Origin of the sequence: Candidatus Hamiltonella defensa 5AT (Acyrthosiphon pisum) (genome assembly GCF_000021705.1) — a bacterium.
Lineage (GTDB): Bacteria > Pseudomonadota > Gammaproteobacteria > Enterobacterales > Enterobacteriaceae > Hamiltonella > Hamiltonella defendens.
Genome location: NC_012751.1, coordinates 136,309 through 155,001, shown reverse-complemented (window position 1 = coordinate 155,001; position 18,693 = coordinate 136,309). Strand labels below are relative to the sequence as shown.

Genomic DNA, 18,693 nt, shown 5'->3' with positions numbered 1-18,693 from the left:
TAATTAATTATTTATATTATTTTTTGATTTAAATTTTTTAATTCTTTGATATCTTTTTCCGTTATTTTATTGTTTTCATGAATACTTTTTTCTAACTCTACCACTTTTTCTTGCAATTCTATGAATCCTGCCTGTCCTGCACACCCTTTCAATTTATGTAAATGATCGGCGAGATAGACTGGATCCGGATTGTGAATGGATTCGGCTATCTCTTCAGCTAACTTTGACATGGATAAATATATTTTTGATATTAGGTTTTTGTCTTTTGTATCCAAAACGGGTTTTAGCGTCGATACCTGTGCGACTAAAGAGATATCGCGCTTTATCTGAAATTGAGCTGTCAGGTCAAGAATACCGGCGAGATCTGCTATAGTTACGGGCTTACATAAATAATCATTCATGCCTGCTTTACAAACCCTTTGTTTTTCTGAAGGACTCGCGTTAGCGGTTAAAGCAACAATCATGCATTCTCTATCCCTATTTTTGAGATCTGTTCGCCACAACCTGGTCGTTTGTAAACCATTTAGCTTTGGCATACGAATGTCCATCAACACTAAATCAAAACGTTGATGATGCGCGAGCTCCAGCGCTTCATCACCACTATGAGCCAACTCCACGTCATGACCCAGTTCAGACAACATCATGCCTATAATTTTAAGATTTATTTCTGAATCGTCCACCAATAAAACGCTCATTTTCCAGGGTTGGACGGGTAATTTTGATTCAGGGAGATGTTCTTGTTCAAAAAGTATTTTTTTCACATTTGAATAAAGCCTTCCTGGCAGATAAATCAGATCTTTATCCAAAAGCTTTGGGTTGACCTCATTATTTGACAGACACGCTATCCCCCAAGCGTTCAGTTGGGGGATTAATGAGGAGGGAGCAGATAAACTGCCGCTGAAAATAGTAGGAGGCGCATATTTTTCATTGACAGGAATCTCAAAACAGACACGTGTCCCTAAATTCAAAGTGCTCTGTAAATCCAGAGTGCCTTTCATGAGGCTGGCTAAATTACTCGCAATCGTGAGTCCAAGACCTGTTCCTTTGTTAATTCCTGCCTGAAAAAAAGGTTGAAATATTTTTTTCTGAAATTTTTCATCGATCCCACAACCGGTATCTTCAACGGTAAAACAGAGCTTGTGATTTTCATGTTGGACGTAAAGAGAAATAGATCCCTTTTGAGTGAATTTTACCGCATTACCTAGTAGGTTAATTAAAATTTGTCTTAAACGTAAAGCATCTAGTTTTAATACTAAAGGCACCTCTTTACTGACGAAGGTATACAAATTCAGTGAATGTTTAAACGCTTGGCTTTGAATGGTTAACATGGCTTGATCTAAAATGGGCAGCAATTCCGTCTGCTCTAAGACCAATGTCATCTGACCTGATTCTATATGTGAAAAATCAAGTAATGCATTAATGATACTTAACAAAGAAGCAGAACATTGTTGTGTTGTATCCAACAGCTTTAATTGGGAAGGACTCAAAGAAGTATGTTTGAGTAATTCAATAGCACCAAGAGCGCCATTGAGAGGTGTTCGGATTTCGTGGCTAATCGTGGTTAAATGTAAGCTTTTACGACGATTGGCCTGTTCTGCCACTTGTTTGGCGCGTTCCAACTGTAGTGTTCGTTCATTGACTCTCGTTTCTAAAGTATCATATTGCTTATTAAGTATATCCAGTAAATCATTATATGACTGAGCGATTCGTCCTAGTTCATGATGACGATTCATTGGTAGACGTTTTTCCATGGATTCCGGCCCTGTTGTACTCATGATTTTAACGAAATTCCAGAGGGGAACGGCCAGGTAATAGCGTAATAAAAAAAATACGGTGAGAGTAAGTAATACCAAAATGCAGATGGCAAAGGGTAATTGATCTAACGCTGGCTGAGCGGCTTCTTTTAGGAAATTGGCGCGGGGATAAACGATCAATTGTTGCAATTTTTGGACAGGTAATCGTAAACGCCAAACCAAAAAATTTTCAGTTTGTTGTAATCCATCATGCAACTTAATCGTTCTAAGTTCTTTCAAAAGATGATTGATTGTTTTTTTTGAGCTGAGGGGGTGGGAAGACGCTAAGAGATCACCCGCCTCATCTAATAATAAATGAATATCCTGATTCTTTTTTTGGGGATCATGAGAAAAAAAACGGTTTATGTTCAAAGCAATGCCAGAGAATCCTCCATGTTTATTACATAAAGCAAGAGAAAGATGCCATCCATCGTTTTTTACATAAACTGGTTTTCCCCAAAAAATATTGTCTTTTGGAGAACCAGACAACAGATCTAATAACTCATTTTGTCTTTTTATGAGCTCTTGATGAGAAAGAGTTTTAGGTGTGAACAGAGCGATCCCTTTTTCGGGTTGTATGATAAAACTAAAAAAATAATTTTTTTGATCTATCATTCTTGAGACCTGTAAGATATTTTGCGCACTGCTCAGAAGTGGCAACCTATTGCAGTTTTGATTTTGAATGAATGATCCAGAAAAATCTTTAGCGTTATGGGGAGCAATTTCATCAATTTGTGTCAATAAAAGCGCATCGCGCTCAGCTGTTTGAAACAGCTGATTGATTAATCCAACTTGTAAATCCGCTTTATTTTCTAACTCCTTAATCAAACGCGTTGTTGTGTTTTCAAATGAAAAAAAAACATTCATCGCTGTTGCAATGAACCAAATGCACGTCAAGTTGATACCCAATAATAGGGTCAATTTATTGACCAGTGATGAGGATTTATTCTTTTTCATAGTATTATCATCCCGATTTTTTAAGGGCATTTTGTCAAACCAGTACTAGTTCGCGTTCAATAAATTTTATTCTAAACTTTGATATGTTTAAAAAATCAAACATTTTCAATTGAGGTTTTCGCCTTATATTTTAAATCTCTTATTGAGTTAATAATATAAATGTCCAAATTCACTTGGGAGTTGAGATGCAAGAAATATTAAATGTGCTCCCTCTGGTGACCGATATCCAGCTTTTAAAAAGCTCAAATACCATTGAGTTTATTTTAGATAACGTCCAGGCCCAGGCAAAAGATTATCAACATTCTGTTTGTGTAGGATTGCTTTTATGTGAAGAAAAGATTTTATACGATGTCATCTTTAAACATATAAGCTTACTATTCGCCTCCTTGGAAGAGGCACAAGATTACGGACTAGAACTCAGAAAGAAACATTGGTGGTTATGGTGTCGAGCTGATGGTGATATTGGGACCAATGTAGAACAGATGGCATCCATATTAGATCAACTATTATCTTTTAGACATTATCTGATCTCACTGATATCAAATCATTCTAAAAATTGATGAGAACTTTTTGGTCATCATTTCAAAATGAGTCTAAATCGGATGATGAATCTGAATGATATTTCCCTCTTTATTTTCCCGTTTAACTATAGTTGATATTATTCGGGATAATTTTCAAAAAAATAAATGCGATATCACAATGAAAAAAATCATCAGCCTTTTTATCTGTTTTTTGTTAAGCAACCCCTTTTTAAAGGCACAGACCATTCATTGGCAAGGTGCCCCGTTTTTTATTTACACTCATGGCATCTCGCTTGGAAAACTTCTAAAAGAAATCGGGCTTAACTACGGTATTCCTGTGATCGTAAGCCCCGACATTACTGACACTTTTTCCGGCGAATTAAAAGATAAAACCCCTAATCAAATGTTAGATGAGTTATCCACTCGATATAATTTGACGTGGTATTTTGATGGTGATGTCATTTATTTTTATAAAATTCAAGATATTAAAAAGCAGATTCTGTCTTCTGGTGATTTACCCATCAAAGCATTAATTAAGTATTTAAAAAATAGCGGCCTCCCTAATGGGAAAAATTGTGCCTTAAAAGCCTTGACTCGTCTTAATACAGTAGAAATCAGCGGTGTGCCTGTGTGTATTGAGCGTGCAACCCAGTTAACCTCATTATTAAATACACAACGGCAAAATTATAATGACAATAAACAAGCCGTCCGGGTGTTTTCACTGAAGTATGCTTCAGCCACTGATACCACTTATCAATATCGTGATCAAAAAGTGACTTTACCAGGATTAGTGAGTGTTTTACGTGACATGAATTCACAAAATACCATCGCTATAGGAGAAAATAAAACCTCTGGCAAAGATCAATCTTTAGGGTTACCCCTATTTTCGGCCGATCCTCGTCAAAACGCCCTCATTGTGAGGGATAGAGTGGTTAACATGCCAATTTATGCCAGTTTAGTAAAACAACTTGATGTTCGCCCGATTGAAATAGAAATTTCAGTCGCGATTATTGATGTTGATGCCTCGGATATAAACCAGTTAGGTATTAATTGGGAGGCTTCTGCGTCTCTGGGCGGTGGTAAAGTTTCGTTTAATAAGGGTTTTATATCCAGTGATGACGGTGGATTTTCTACCGTTGTGGGCAATGATTTCATGGTACGAATTAATGCGTTAGAACAACATTCAAAAGCTCGGGTTTTATCGCGTCCTTCTATAGTCACTCTAAACAATATTCAAGCGGTGCTGGATAAAAACGTGACATTTTATACGAAATTACAAGGGGATAAGGTGGCAAAACTAGATTCAAGAACGACGGGTACCCTGATGCAGGTCACACCTAGAATGATTAAAGATAAAGGCAAAGAAGACGTACTATTAAATCTCGATATTCAAGATGGTCAGCAGAGACCTTCTATTAATAATACAACCGAAATACTACCTCAAATAGATAATTCTCAAATTACGACTCAAGCAGTTCTTAAACCTGGACAAAATCTTTTATTGGGAGGATTTATTCAAGATAGTCAAAAAGCTTCAAAGCACAAAATTCCTTTATTGGGAGACATTCCTTTAATTGGAGGACTATTTCGTAGTTCAAGCAAACAATCCAGTAGTGTTGTCAGATTATTTTTAATAAAAGCTGTGCCGGTGAAGAATAAAAGGCAATAAAATATGAAAGCACAGTTTAAAGTACGCTTATTGAATGGCATATTGAATGGCCGTGAAATTTTATTGCCAGAAGGCATATTTACTTTCGGAGAGCAGGATTGCGATATCTTTTTAGTATTGCCAGATGCTCATATCCTGACACTCAAAATCGAAGAAAATGAAATTTTCATGGAGGCTCAATGTCAGGTTTGGGTCAATGGTGTTGCGTTTGATTTAAACCATCCTTTGCCGCTTCATCAGGTGATTGAAGCAGATGGCATTTATATGCTCTTGGGAGCACATGACGATACTCTTACTGCGATGCCTTTACCAAGGCGGGTTGATCAAAGACCCTCTCTATGGTTATCAGTATTAGCGCTCATTTTATTATTCACTTTTTTAGGGGGAGTGTATTGGCTTTCTTCTAATAAGAATAGGCTTTTAAAGCACAGTGAAAAGAAAATGATTGAATATCAATCGACAAACATCGCAAGTCAACTGGCAAAGAAATTAAACACATTAAAATTAAAAGAAGTGAAGACTATTTGGCAGCCTGATGGAAGCGTCATTTTAAATGGATATTGCCAAAATTCTGATTTAATAAAAAATGTACAGAACTTTTTGTTGGCGAATGAGATCGCATATCACAATAATCTGATCTGCGATGATCATTTAATGTTAAGTGTAAAAAACGTTTTCCTTCAATTTGGTTATCCTGACGTTGAGGTCAAGCAAGGTAGTCTTCCTAACACGTTGGTAATTCATGGATTAATTCAATCAGGGCCAGAATGGGCAAAAGTGCAGGAAGCCCTTTCATCTATTGCAGGGTTAAAAGGATGGAGCGTTGTTAACAATCAGGGCGAACAAATTAAGTTTTTGATACAACAATTAATGGAATCGGATCTGCTGGGTTATTTAAGCATGGAGCAAAATAAACAAAATATTGTGATGAGCGGTTGGCTTTCTTCTGAACAGCAAAAAAAATTAAATGAAATGTTAGACAATATTCATCAAAAAGATCCCACTTTTCCCAAAGTCATTTATCAAAATATTCCTGTATTCGATCAATCTGCACAGATATTACCCTCTCCTGTCATGAGCTACGGTGGTAATATTAAATCTGTATTTATTGATTTAGAAAACGGACAGCGTTTACAAGTAGGCACAGTATTATCGAATGGATATAAAGTTATATTCATAGGCAAGCAAGGAATACAACTCATCAAAGGAAATGACATGATACATATTCCTTTAAATTTTTAATTTTTAGACGTTATTGAGAACATCATTTTTATGGCCACTATCACTTATCTTGAAGACTCATTAAAAAACTGTCCTGAACAATTACAGTCAAAATTAGATGAATTGGATGAAGCAGAGGTGACACTAAAATCCGCTTTATCTTCACCAAAAACCCCTGAAGAATATGAAGGGCTACAAAAACTTTATGATTCAGTATTAAGTGCTAGAAAAATCATCAAAACATTGTCTTATCGTTATCACAAAAAAAAACCAGAAAATCTTTTTGATCACGATCAATTTAGTTAGAAAAATCCAAAAATTGAAAGACGAACTCACAAAAGAGGTCTAAATTACTTATAAAATAAATTAAATGAATTTTTTTAAAAAAAATATATATTTAATCAATAATTAATATTAATATTTAGTGGTCAAAATTAAATCACCAGGGAGTGTATATTATGAATATGCAGGTTATGCCTGATTTAGTTAATCTGGTTAATGAAAATAAGGCTTTTTATGCTGAAAACAGCGACAAAACTATTCCAGCCAAGGGCGCTACCGAAGGTATCCAAAAGCTCACAAAAAATCAAATGGGGCGTCTAGAAAACATTTTAAAACAATTGATTCATTCAGTAGAACATGAACCTGTTGATGTTGGTAATAAATTACAGGAACTGCTGACTCTTGCAAAAGAAAACATCTCTAATAAAGATGACTTTAAAAAATATATAAATGATTTTAAGCAATTCATTAATCAGCATAAAGAAGCAAAAGCTAATAAAGAAGCAAAAGCAAAAGCTAAGGCTGACGCGAACATAAAGCTGGTTGCTTTAGCGGTTGAACATTTTCTAAAAGAAGTCGATCCCAAGCGAATCAACAAAAACATGTTGCTTTTCGAGAAGCAGCTCCATGAAATAGCGCTTTCAGGACACCTTTCAGAAATACAGCACAAAGAAATCAGAGAGCAAGCGCGAAAACTACATAATAAACATATATCACCTACAAGAAATAAACGGAGTGTTTTTAATGAGCCTGACCTTAGTGATGATTCTGATGATAATCGCCAGGATTTTAATCATAAAGATATATCTTCTATTCCTATAAGAAATAAACGTAGTATTTCTAATGAACCTGCCCCTGGTCCTGATCCGTATGATAATCCCAACGATGTTGAGGGTAGAACTCTTTTAAGCATGTTATCCAGTGCGCTTCATGATCCTAATATAAGTATGTGGATGTTAATGATATTGCTCTCAATGTGCGAATACAATGCGAGTGCTTCTGGCGCCCTTCATATAGCGGAAAATCAAAAAAAAGCATTAGAAAGACAACAGGCAGCTCAGGAATTAAGCAATCGAGTCAATGAGCTTGTAGATGAAATTCCGCCCAGTGATGCTACTAAAAAGGAAGATTTTACTAAAGAATTAATTGAAAAGGCCGAAGCATTAGGTCTTCAAGTTGATGGTAAAAACATTGTTGAGTATCTAAAGAATCAAACGTCAGATGGAAAAGGTGGTTATCAGATTTCGAGAGATTGTCTTGATGCCATAAAAGGTGCTTCTGATCAAATTGTGTCTGTAGCAACTCAAGTTTCTAGTGAGGCTCAAATAAAGGTTTCTCAGCAAAATAATACAGCATCAAACTGGATGAACCTGGCAAAAACAATGGTATCTGCTTTGGGTCAACTATGCAGAACCATTATGAGCTCTTAGTCACCTGCTTAAATAACAAAATTATCTTAAATAGAATCCATGACTTTATAAAAAATCATCTTAAATGTTTGAAAATGCCGGGGGTGTCATATGGTTGCAGAAATTGATGTTAATCAAACAAAATATCATGGCTTTCAAAAACAAAAAGAGGTTGGTACCTTAACTTCTTTTATAGACAAAAAGAAAGAAGAAAAAACACAGGAACAAGAACTCAAAAAAATATTAAAACAATTAAAACAACGCTTTGTTAATTTTAATTTAAAATCAGAAAATTTAATTTTGATATTAAAAAATCATACATCGCAAACTGAAGCAGTCAACTCTCTTGAGAAACAATTAAAAAATCAAAGTTTGGCCCCACACGAACGACAAGAAATCATCTCCAATTTATTGCCTCATATAAAAAACTTTTTTAATCATTCAAATACTAAAAACGATAAAGCAATTTCACAAAGATCTGCAATAAAAAAATCTTCAATAGAATTAAAAGACAAAATCCCTACTGCACTTGATGCAATAAAAGGGGCAAACCATTTGCTCGATTCTATTTCGGATTTTTGCAATCTTTCCCATGTTTCAGACTTAATGGGTGCTTCCCCTGAAAAGGCAAAGGAAGCCATCAAAATGACTCTTTACCAATTGCATTCTTTAGGTAAGGATCTTGATTCTTTTTCTTCTAATAAGGATCTGGTTAATCTTTTTTCCCGTTTAAAAACACTTCATTCAAATTTACTATTACTTCAAAACACTCCTGATTTCTCTGTTAATAACAACCATGATGCGTATTTAAATTTCGGAAACAACATTATAAATAACAATTTGAGTTTTCAAAATATAATGATCGCCGTCTTTTTGCATTATCAACAAGTTGTTATAAATAATATGTCATCACAGAATCAACAAGACAGGGATAATCTTAAACATCAAAAATTATTAATAGATTATGAGCACCAAAAATTGGTAGATATGATTCATCAACAACAAGAACAAATTAAAAAAAATGAAGAAAGAAGCTGGTGGGATAAATTAATAGACGTTATCGTTAATGTGGTCCAGGTTATCATTGGTGTAGTAGAAGTTTGTATCGGAGATGAAGTCTCTGGTGCGGCTAATATTCTTGCAGGTGCGTGCGGTTTGGCAAAAGATTTATGTCAAATTCTGGAAGCCTGCCATATTGGTAATAAGGAGGCAGAAGATAAAGCAATTGAAGTCTTAACGGGTTTATCAACGTTTTTTCAGTTTGTTGCACTAATGACTGATATGTTTTCTGTTCTCTATAAGCCCGCTAAATTACTAAAAGAAGGTGCAGTAAAACTCATCAGAAAGGGAGGTAGTGACGCTCTTGCAGATGCTGCTAAAGTTGGATCATCCCGATTGGCTGAAGCCGCCGCAGAAGGCATGGAGAAAAAGGGGATCAAATTACTTGAAGAGAGAATGGAAAAACAGCTTGGAAAAGAAGCAGAAGAGTTTATCGAAAATCTTTCTGAAAGGTTTAACTTTAACCCGGAGGAAGGAGGAATTGAGCTGAAAAATATGGCGTCGGGTGAGGGTGAAGAGGCTGAATTTGCATTCGAGGACATTAATGCTAAACCAAAAAATATCCAAAAAAATATCGATCGAGCAACAGAATTTTTTGAAAAATCAAAAAAACAAATCATAAACCGCATTAAGCAGAACGTAATGAAAGCCGCTAAGCAAGCCGCCAAAGATGGAGAAGAAATCACACAAGAAGCAATCAATCAGATTATATTAATGTCAGTATCTAAAGAAATCGAAAAAACGGCTTTCAGATCATTCAGATTTGCAGGGTATCGTGCAGCTCAAGCCTTTGTTGAAGCATCAAAATTAACATTTGACGGTATCATAGAATGGCAAGTCACAGGCTTAACATACGAACAGGAAAAAGACGCTGCAGAAAGAGAGATTTCTAAAAATGAGGTCGATAATACCAAAAAAAGGACAGAACTAAACCAAAAAAATCAGCAAAATGAAGTGAAATTTCTTCAAGCAGAGCAGCAAGAAACCATTAAATCGTTACAGCAGGTGGGGCAGCTGAATGACTTAATAATGGGTGGGTAATTAACTAGTAGGCCACTCACCATAAATAAAAATCAGGAGATCATTATGAATTACAATACCGGATTAACTCAAACTACTTCAAACTTTTTTTCTGTAAACCCAGAGAAAGCTTCTCCAACTTTTGAAAACGATCAAAGTGATAAATCAAAATTAAAGGAAGAGCGACCAGGATTTTCCAGCGTTATATTGAAGACTATTGAAGAAGAACTGAAAGTGAATGGTAAAAAAGTCAAGCCTGACCCAGAGTTAATAAAAATAACAAAAAAAATGGAGGAAGAACTAAACAGTATTCCTTCAGCCACTATCGAAGGAAAGAATAAATCACAAATAAATGACAAAGATATAGAGCCTATGGCAAAGATATGTTTAAAGTATGCGTTCCCTATCGTAAAGATTCTTGAAAAGTCTGAAATCAGTAATAATCCTAAAAACGGTATCATTTTAGATAATCTAGATACTATCAGTAAACGTGTACATGACATAGCTAACGGGCCTTCAGATAACATGGAGCTCGTCATGTTACAGCTCATGATCATGATCATGCTGGTGGCATTAGAGACTTTAAAAAAGAACTGCATGGACCTTGAGCTGAAAGATAAAAGCCAAATGCGTAGATGCGAGCTCATGCTGGCCTCAGCAGATGAAAAAGCAAAAGGAGGTTATATTGATAGTGGTTGCAAAATTTTCGGGGGCTTACTTGGGGCGGTATGCTCATCTTATGGTATGGCAAAAGGAAATGAGTTGGGTTCTATTGCCGGTCATGCTAGCAGTGGTGTGTCTGGTCTTGGTGGCATCGCCAGTCAAAATGATTATAAGCAATCAAATTACGACAATGCGTTTGCTCAAAATGCAACTGACATGGTTCAGTCAGCTGACACTATGTTTCAGAATAACCAAAAAATAGTGATAGACCTCTTGACCACTTTATTGCAATTTATGAAAGAAATGATGCCTCTGCTCTCTCGTTTACTGCATGGAGGGAGTTTTGTCGCCGGCGGTTAATGAAAAATCGGCGGTTGTTTTTTTCATATAATAGAGCGACTTTGTATAAAATATACTCGATCCATTTATCACCCATAGAAATAATAAACTGATTACTATATGATAAACACACTCCCGATAGGGGGGGCAAAACAAACTTTTTGAGGAATCAAATATGAAAAAAACATTAGCATTCATTATTGCAGTGACGATATCTTCCACTGCTATTGCTGCGGAAGGTTCTATGTTGAAGCAACCCAACCCTACGGAAGTCACTTCTAAAGTGGCGTCTTCAGCAGTGACTTCTTCGACGGCTGATTCAGCGGGTAATATCAAAAAGACTAAAATTGAGAAGTATCATAAAAAAACTGAAAAAAAAAGGATGAAAAAAGATTCTAAAAATAAGCCGGATGCTAATATGAAAAAAGAGAGCAATTTTAATATGAAATAATCCATTTTTTTCTGGTTTAAAAAAAATGCTCATTTAGCATCACATTCCTTATTACCCTATCTTTAGGTCACATTGCATAGTTTAACCGATTGGCCGAAAAGATAATTTAGGATGGTTTGTAACACAAACCATCCTTCCCATAACCTCTCTCAACCCACGCGGCCTACTTCATTAAAGTTAAACAACCCGAGAGTTAGAGCTTAAGTCGAACGAATCGTTTTGCTTATAAGGCCTTTCTGAGTTTTAATTTGCTTTCGACTCAGCCTGATGTATGGAAATGCCATGCTTTTTTTGTATTTCTTTTATTTTTTCTCTTTCGCTTGAATAAGATTGAATCACTTCTTGAAGCTTTTCTTGTTTTTTGCTTGAATTTTTAAGCTCTTTTAAAACGTTCCCGAATACGATGAACCCAACAATGGCTCCCCCTATTATTACAGCCGGTACGGCTCCAATAGATGCAAGCAATAAAATAACAGTTGTACCAATTCCGGCAACTACCCCTGTGCGCGTGAAAGTTGATGTCATTGCTGCTGAAAAGCTTTTCCAGAAAGTTTCTTCTCTGGGAAGAGAGTTGTTTATTAAATCGAGTCTCTTCAAAGCCATGCTTGTGATTTTATTTATGCATTCTTTCTTTACTTCTTTTGGTATATCTAGATTAGAGATCTGAATAACTTTCTCATTGATTTTATTTCCATTTTTCTCAATTTCTTCTTTGTTTATTTTTTTTGTTGAATTAAAAATGAAATAATCTTTTTTATCTAAAATTTTGTCTACAATGTCTGGAAAACTCAACGTCTGTTCGCAGTTTTTGAGTTTTGATTCATAATTCTTTTTTAAAGAATCATTTATTGTAATCTTCGTTTTATCCGAAAAACCTTTGATCTCTTTGTTAAATTCTTTAACACGATCTTCTTGAACTTGATCTATTTTTTTGCTGAATTTTTCAAGTTTTCCAAAAGAGTTGAGATGATCAGTATCAACCTTACTTATTTCTTCCTGTAAGATTTTTTTATGTTTTTTAAAAATTTCTTTAGTTTTTACATCAGTTATATCAGTTATTATTGCAGTTGTTTTTTCTGGGAATCGCTGCGCTAACAATTTACGTAACGACGATTCATGATCCATAGAATTTTCTAATAATTTTTTTAAAATAGCATCTATTTTTTCTTCTGTAGGCTCTTCATTCCATTTATATGGATTTTGAGTATCTTTTGTTTTTTTCAAAACATCATTATATTCATCTAATTTTTTATGTAGTTTTTCTTGATGATCTTTGTCTTTCCCATATTGATTCAATACTTGTAAAAGTCTATCACTATTGATATTAAGCTCAGGATGACGTTTAGAAAATTCTGATTGAAAATGAACTAAAAGTTGATTCAGCTGCGACTCTTTTTTTGGATGCTTTTCTAATAATGCATTTACAATAAAACAAATATCGTTGATATCTGGATTTTTCTTCCATTTAATTTTTTCTTCAAAATTATTCTTTTCTATTTTAATCCAATTATTACCTAATATATCTTCTAAAATTTTTAGATGACTACCACCATGGCTCAATTTTTTAATGGGGCTTTTTGTGGATGTATTGGCATATTCATTCAATATCCTCAAAAGTTGATCGTGCTCTTTAACTATTGTCTCTTCATGAAGAGGATTCTCAGCTGGCTGAGTCACTAAATTATGATTAACATTGTCATCTACATCATTGAATAAATTGTTATTAGTAGAATCATCAGACTGAGAGTCAGGCGTATTATTTTGATTATCTTCACTGCTGACCAATTTATTTTCTTGAGTAGCAGGAGATATTATTGATATTGTATTTTGTGTTGTATCCTGAGTTATTGTATCAGTAGAAAATGCAGGCACTTCGGGAGTTTTTTCGGCATCGTTACTATCACGTGAATTTTTTGTATAAGTATATGAAGTTAAATTACTTTCAGCAACTTTGATTTGTTCATTAACCGTGTTTAAAATGGTACGCAAACTCGACTTAAAAAAACTACAACTTTCTAAAGTTTCTCCAATGATTTTTTTAAGTTCACTCAGATCTTTAGGCTGTTTATGTTGAGACCATGCGACTTTGTTGCTATCTGTTATAATCAGAAAATCTTTGAATCTGTCTTTTACGTTGTTCTGACGAACTGTTCTGTGTTCATCATTTACATCTAAATCATTTATATATTTATTTAACTTTTTAAATAAAGTTACCTGAATTAAAGCAAAATCAAGACTAAGTCTTGATTTATCAGTCTTAGATTGTGGCTCCCCATTTAATTTAACCTGATCCGCTTTATTTTGAGAAAAAATACCCTTGTCTGTATTTTTAGCAGTAAGCCTCTTTTTAGAAATAGCACTTGCCCCTTTTTGTTTGGAGGAGTCTTGACTTTTTAAAAAAGTAAAAAATTTTAAATTCATATTTGAAACTGTTGATTTTGGCATACTGACCTCTTTACTAACTTAGTATGAATTGCATTATTAAAATATATTTTAAGTTATTCCTTTTTTAAAAGGCGCTTTTTAAAAAAGTGAGTGGTTAATATTAAAAATATTTTTAACTTTACAGTAACTTGAAATTAAAAAAAACTTGAAGGTCACAAATTGATAGAATAAGGAAAAAACAATCAAATTGATATTTCATTGGGATTGATCACATCGATTGGGTGCTTTTTTTAAAAGAACCTGAGCCTTGATACGTGACACCAGACACATTATCTATTTTTTGATTCATTTAAAATATGAGGTATACACCGGATATTCCCTTTTAGAAAAAATCGATAGATTGTCAGCATTAATACTTAAACGAAGGGGAAAATAATGCAATCAATACAATTTATTTTATTTCTTAAAGCCGGCTCATTGAAATGCTCTGGTGAATATTATGATGTTCCTTCTGGAAGTTTGGTTGTTTCAGATGAAAGTGCTGTCGCTTCTACTGTTGATGGTTATCATTTAAAAAATATTATATGCTATTCGGCTGATTTATTACCGATTTACAAAACACTGACACAGCATTCATCACAATCAAATTCATTTCAACGTTTTGCATTTGATCGCTGTAAAATATTGTCTCTTCAAAAAAATATTATTCAAGTCACTGAACGACTTATGAGCATTCAACCTGGAATGTCGCTTCGATTTATTTATCTTTATTGCCTGGGTTTGGATAGTGAATATTTTTATAATTTGCTGAATTTGATGGTCGGCAATAGCAATGAGTTGCTAGAATTTTTTGAACAAAATAGTCTTAATGCGTGGAGTGTTTCACGCTATGCCGAAGAACTAGGTGTATCATCACGAAAATTGAATTTCTTGTTTTATCAAAAGTTTGGAACGTCCGTAAAACAGTGGCTATTAGACAAGCGTTTAAAAAAAGGATTAGAATTGCTCAAGTCGACTCGGCTACGTGTCTCTGATATAGCGATGGAGTGTGGTTTTAGTAATCATGCTCATTTTTCAGACAGTTTTCGTCGTCGCTATCAGCATTCGCCTTCGCAATTGCGTACTTTAATCTAAAATTAGGAGAAAACCATGAATATTGAATCCTTGATAAATGCTCTGTCAGATAAAATGTCAAAAGTTTCTCAAGATTTAAAAGCCAAAGTATCATCTACTGACCTCAATAATCCTGGCCACATGGTAAAAATGCAATACAGCATACAGCAGTATAGTAATTTAGTGAGCATTCAGAGTTCATTAGTTAGAGTATTTAAAGATCTTTTTAGTTCGATTATTTCAAAAATATGACGATACTTTCAAAATCCTGTCGCCAACTGATCGTTGAAGCCGCTATTGCTGGCCTCAACCACAATTTTTGTAAAGAAAGTCGTGCAATCATGGAATCTCTGCCTTTTTTAGTGCCTGATATTAACGTCCGTTTAACTTGTCATGCCTTATTACTGCATGGTCTTGGCGAAACTCAAAAGGCAATCAATTTACTTAAAGACAGTTCATTAGAAGAAGCCATAGTGCTTAGAGAAATATTTTTAAATGTTGAAACATAAAAAGATAAAAAATCAATGTACAGATAAAACATTATTTTGGAGCTATGACTATGACCACTGAACCTATTATTGCGTTAACTGAGCATCTACAGAACGTCCAAAAAGATAAAAAAGCGCAAGGAACTCCTGAACAAATTAATCGTTTTTTTGATCTCCTTTATAATAAAAAGCCTGTAACAGATACCCCTCAAGATGCACTGGGTATTCAATATGGTGTGGCCCGCGCAACAGTAAAAATTGATTTAGATGCTAAAATTGCGGGCGTTTTGGGGCAAGGAATTAATAAATTAGTGAGTATGCAATGAGGTCTGTAAGACGTATTTTTTATATATTTTTAATAATACTGTCTTTAAGCGCTTGTAATGTTCAACTTTATTCCGGATTAGCGCAGTCTGAAGCCAATCAAATGTTGGCGTTGCTGATGCTTCACCATATCAATGCTGAAAAACAGCAAAACAAAGATGGCACCGTGACTGTGAATGTTGACCGTAAGCATTTTATCGATGCAGTCGAGCTATTACGCCAAAATGGCTTCCCTCGGAGAAACTATGTCACTGTGGATAAAATATTTCCTTCAAATCAACTGGTGACTTCTCCTGGGCAAGAACAGGCCAAGATGGTTTACATTAAAGAGCAGCAGTTAGAAAGCATGCTAAGCCATATGGAAGGGGTGATTCGTGTTGATGTCAGCATCGCTGTTGCCGCACCTTCAAACGATAAAAACATGAATCCCAGTTCTGCCTCGGTATTTATGAAATATTCTCCTGAAATCAATTTAGAAATTTATCAATCTCAAATTAAAAATTTAATTCACGATGCCATACCCGGCATTGATTACTCAAAAATCAGTATATTAATGCAGCCTGCCAATTTTCGATTTACTCCTAAAAAAATAACAGAGGCAGACAACTTACAAAAACAGGAACAATCACATTCTGCGCTGGAATGGCTATTAGAGCACATTAAAGTCATACAGATGATTTTGGCTGGTTTGGCAGGAGTGGTAGCCGTATTGTCAGTAGTGGGCTGGATAAGGTATTTACGAAAATGAAAGACCAAAATGAACCTGTTTATCCCAATTTCGATCAAAAGTGTGGGGGTATTAAGACCATTTCGAGTCAGCTTTTACATTTACATCAACTGGCCTGGCAACCCGCTCGTTTTGCTCATCCTTTATGGTTAACCAAAGCAGGTTTAAAAGCGCAAAGCTACTGTTACGGGAATTCTCCTGCTCTTGATGCAGCTTTGAACCGTTATCTCATTCATGTGCGGAACTTTCCTCTCGAACCTCTCCCCGCTGTTTTAACAGATCAACAAAAGTCAGATTTATTGCTGGAATCTCGTTTAAAGAAACTCTGTATGGCGTTAGGCCTTATCAGCTTAAAATGCGTAGAATATCTAAGGATAGCGCATTATCGTCAGGCGTTTCATCCCACTCTTAATGAAACAGATATGCGTCAACTTTTAGGGATTGGCTGTCCATCTCAAAGTGCTATCAGCTTGACTCCCGATTTATTACCAAAGATAGCCAGACAGTTGGGTTATGGCATTTTTCATTCGATAGAATCAGGTAATTTAATTTGGCGTGCATTCTCTATTCTTTTGCCACCTTTACCTAGAGCCATTCATTTTCCTCAAGCACGTCTTTGGCTCGGACGTTTGGAGCGCCTTTTATGAGTAATCCTTTTCATATCAGCATCAAGGAATACAACAGTTCACTGCCAATCGGGCCTTACATCCCCTCAGAATTTTTAAAAAAAATTGACTGGAAAGAAACAATAGAAGAACAAGCTCACAAAAAAGCCAGAGCGATCTTACAGCATGCAGAGGAAGAAAAAACAGCCATATTGAGGGAAGCTCAACTAGAAGCAGAAAAAATAAAACAAAAGCAACAGGATAAATTAGAAGCCTCGCTCCTTGAACGACATGTGAAATGGTTATTAGAGAATAAAAAAATCGAGGACATTTTAGTAGAAAGTGTTCGCCAAAATATTATACAAGCTATCACCACAGTCATCAGAAGTTGGGCTGGCCAGCAATCTATTGATGAAATCCTGGTGGCCCGTTTGGCCGATAAAGTGGAGAAGTTAGCAAAACAAGGCAGCTTAACTTTAAGGGTACATCCAAAGCGCTTATCCCCTGTATTACATGAAACCTTCGCTCATCGTTTACTTTTATCCGAAGACGAGACTTTGGATGTCAATCAGGCCATTTTGGCTTCTCCATTACTTTCAGTAGATATTTGCCTGGATCGTCATTTATCAGAATTAATCATCTGGATAGAAGCCGCATCAGAGGGGATAGCGTCATGAGTACAATCAACAGCCATCATTCACTCTTGATCAATGATATTGATCATCGTCAGTCAGCTGAAAGTGAAAAAAAAACCACAATTGCTCACCAAATATCTCCTGGCAGCTCTGTCATGGAAGCCATCTTCGAACAACAGGTACAATTAAGCAGTCAAACTGAAACGATAGAAATGATGGGGCTTAAGATAGGAGAATATTACAAACAGCTGAAAAATACGCGCTCTGAAAGAAGTAAAAACCTGCTACTTCAATTCATTGAGAGCCAAGGCAAAGATGGTTTCAATGATTTACTAAAAAAAAATTTATCCCATCATGCCAATTCGGATTTACTGTTGGCTCAACAAATATTACAAACTGGTTTTTTATTAACACAGCAGGGGCATAACCCTTTGCGGCGGCGCCAATTATCAAAGCAACTCGCAGATTTAATGGAGCAAGAAGGTTGGGAAATTTCCTTATTTGGTCTATTAGAATTTAATGACATGCCCACTGAAAATTTTTCGCGCCTAAGACGCCTTTTTCAACAGGTGATAGATGATGAAGAATATTCCGTGATAAATTTTTTTGAAAAAATAAAAGAATGGGCAGATCGTAAGCGTAGGATCAGAGTCCTTTTACGTGCCATGGCATTTGAATTAAATTCACAGCCCGCTCCAGAGAAAGGGCGGAGGCTAAAAATAATGATCGATCGATTAAAACGCCTTCTTCTTTTTCTCAGTCTAGATGAGCGTTGTGAAGTGATGGCATCTTGTTATGGGTTAGAAGGTGATGTCTTACTATCCCAAATATTAGAGATAACCGCTCAATCCTGGGTCTTCAAAGATTGGCTAGAAGAGCGTTTAGATGATGCTTTCAATTTAGAGAATCTACAAAAGCGCGAATTGATTTTTGATTTAACCAGGCTTTTTAAAATCATGCCTGATGGCTGTTTTACTGATGATGATCATCGTGAACAAATTTTAGAAGCGTTTTCTTCTTTTGAATGTTGAA

At 35.3% G+C, this 18,693-nt stretch carries 18 protein-coding genes; 16 read left to right on the top strand and 2 right to left on the bottom strand.

The window, feature by feature from the left end:
* Positions 1 to 11: 11 nt before the first annotated feature.
* On the bottom strand, positions 12 to 2,750 hold the full coding sequence (locus HDEF_RS00860; protein WP_012737887.1) for a two component system sensor kinase: 2,739 nt from the start codon (positions 2,748 to 2,750) through the stop codon (positions 12 to 14).
* Between the two features lie 185 nt (positions 2,751 to 2,935).
* On the opposite strand from HDEF_RS00860, the gene HDEF_RS00855 reads away from it, so the two are divergent.
* From HDEF_RS00855 to HDEF_RS00820, 8 genes are all read left to right on the top strand, one after another.
* Positions 2,936 to 3,310, top strand: coding sequence for a type III effector protein (locus HDEF_RS00855; RefSeq protein ID WP_044612222.1), 375 nt, complete (start codon positions 2,936 to 2,938; stop codon positions 3,308 to 3,310).
* A gap of 139 nt (positions 3,311 to 3,449) precedes the next feature.
* A complete protein-coding gene (locus HDEF_RS00850) occupies positions 3,450 to 4,940 on the top strand; it encodes an EscC/YscC/HrcC family type III secretion system outer membrane ring protein (protein WP_012737885.1) in 1,491 nt (496 codons plus the stop codon).
* A gap of 3 nt (positions 4,941 to 4,943) precedes the next feature.
* Positions 4,944 to 6,182, top strand: coding sequence for a type III secretion system inner membrane ring subunit SctD (sctD, locus tag HDEF_RS00845; RefSeq protein WP_012737884.1), 1,239 nt, complete (start codon positions 4,944 to 4,946; stop codon positions 6,180 to 6,182).
* A gap of 30 nt (positions 6,183 to 6,212) precedes the next feature.
* The gene (locus HDEF_RS00840) at positions 6,213 to 6,467 is read left to right on the top strand and encodes an EscE/YscE/SsaE family type III secretion system needle protein co-chaperone (protein WP_012737883.1); all 255 of its coding nucleotides are present in this window, start codon (positions 6,213 to 6,215) and stop codon (positions 6,465 to 6,467) included.
* Between the two features lie 152 nt (positions 6,468 to 6,619).
* Positions 6,620 to 7,873, top strand: coding sequence for a transposase (locus HDEF_RS00835; protein ID WP_044612221.1), 1,254 nt, complete (start codon positions 6,620 to 6,622; stop codon positions 7,871 to 7,873).
* A 90-nt stretch (positions 7,874 to 7,963) separates the two neighbouring features.
* The gene (locus HDEF_RS00830; protein ID WP_086934964.1) at positions 7,964 to 9,952 is read left to right on the top strand and encodes a type III secretion system protein; all 1,989 of its coding nucleotides are present in this window, start codon (positions 7,964 to 7,966) and stop codon (positions 9,950 to 9,952) included.
* A gap of 45 nt (positions 9,953 to 9,997) precedes the next feature.
* Entirely contained in the window at positions 9,998 to 10,954 is a 957-nt protein-coding gene (locus tag HDEF_RS00825) for a transposase (RefSeq protein ID WP_012737879.1), read from the top strand.
* A gap of 154 nt (positions 10,955 to 11,108) precedes the next feature.
* Positions 11,109 to 11,384, top strand: a complete 276-nt coding sequence (locus HDEF_RS00820) for a hypothetical protein (protein WP_012737878.1) — start codon at positions 11,109 to 11,111, stop codon at positions 11,382 to 11,384.
* Positions 11,385 to 11,627: 243 nt separating this feature from the next.
* Here the strand turns inward: HDEF_RS00820 and HDEF_RS00815 are convergent, their stop codons facing one another.
* A complete protein-coding gene (locus tag HDEF_RS00815) occupies positions 11,628 to 13,829 on the bottom strand; it encodes a hypothetical protein (protein ID WP_012737877.1) in 2,202 nt (733 codons plus the stop codon).
* 375 nt (positions 13,830 to 14,204) lie between these two features.
* Between HDEF_RS00815 and HDEF_RS00810 the strand changes: the two genes are divergently transcribed.
* From HDEF_RS00810 to HDEF_RS00775, 8 genes are read left to right on the top strand one after another with little or no spacing between them, the layout of a single operon-like run.
* The gene (locus tag HDEF_RS00810) at positions 14,205 to 14,903 is read left to right on the top strand and encodes a helix-turn-helix domain-containing protein (RefSeq protein ID WP_012737876.1); all 699 of its coding nucleotides are present in this window, start codon (positions 14,205 to 14,207) and stop codon (positions 14,901 to 14,903) included.
* A gap of 15 nt (positions 14,904 to 14,918) precedes the next feature.
* A complete protein-coding gene (gene sctF / locus HDEF_RS00805; protein WP_012737875.1) occupies positions 14,919 to 15,134 on the top strand; it encodes a type III secretion system needle filament subunit SctF in 216 nt (71 codons plus the stop codon).
* The gene (locus tag HDEF_RS00800; RefSeq protein WP_012737874.1) at positions 15,131 to 15,391 is read left to right on the top strand and encodes an EscG/YscG/SsaH family type III secretion system needle protein co-chaperone; all 261 of its coding nucleotides are present in this window, start codon (positions 15,131 to 15,133) and stop codon (positions 15,389 to 15,391) included. The genes sctF and HDEF_RS00800 overlap by 4 nt, the downstream gene beginning before the upstream one ends.
* Positions 15,392 to 15,441: 50 nt before the next feature.
* Positions 15,442 to 15,696 (top strand): type III secretion system inner rod subunit SctI, encoded by a 255-nt coding sequence (sctI, locus tag HDEF_RS00795; protein WP_012737873.1) that lies wholly within the window; start codon positions 15,442 to 15,444, stop codon positions 15,694 to 15,696.
* Positions 15,693 to 16,442: an EscJ/YscJ/HrcJ family type III secretion inner membrane ring protein SsaJ gene (gene ssaJ, locus HDEF_RS00790; RefSeq protein WP_012737872.1), complete on the top strand. Its 750-nt coding sequence runs from the start codon at positions 15,693 to 15,695 to the stop codon at positions 16,440 to 16,442. Before sctI ends, ssaJ begins: the two co-directional genes overlap by 4 nt.
* Positions 16,439 to 17,068, top strand: coding sequence for a type III secretion system domain-containing protein (locus HDEF_RS00785; protein WP_012737871.1), 630 nt, complete (start codon positions 16,439 to 16,441; stop codon positions 17,066 to 17,068). Before ssaJ ends, HDEF_RS00785 begins: the two co-directional genes overlap by 4 nt.
* Positions 17,065 to 17,703, top strand: a complete 639-nt coding sequence (locus HDEF_RS00780) for a type III secretion protein (RefSeq protein WP_012737870.1) — start codon at positions 17,065 to 17,067, stop codon at positions 17,701 to 17,703. The genes HDEF_RS00785 and HDEF_RS00780 overlap by 4 nt, the downstream gene beginning before the upstream one ends.
* Positions 17,700 to 18,692: a SepL/TyeA/HrpJ family type III secretion system protein gene (locus HDEF_RS00775; RefSeq protein WP_012737869.1), complete on the top strand. Its 993-nt coding sequence runs from the start codon at positions 17,700 to 17,702 to the stop codon at positions 18,690 to 18,692. The genes HDEF_RS00780 and HDEF_RS00775 overlap by 4 nt, the downstream gene beginning before the upstream one ends.
* Position 18,693 lies beyond the last annotated feature (1 nt).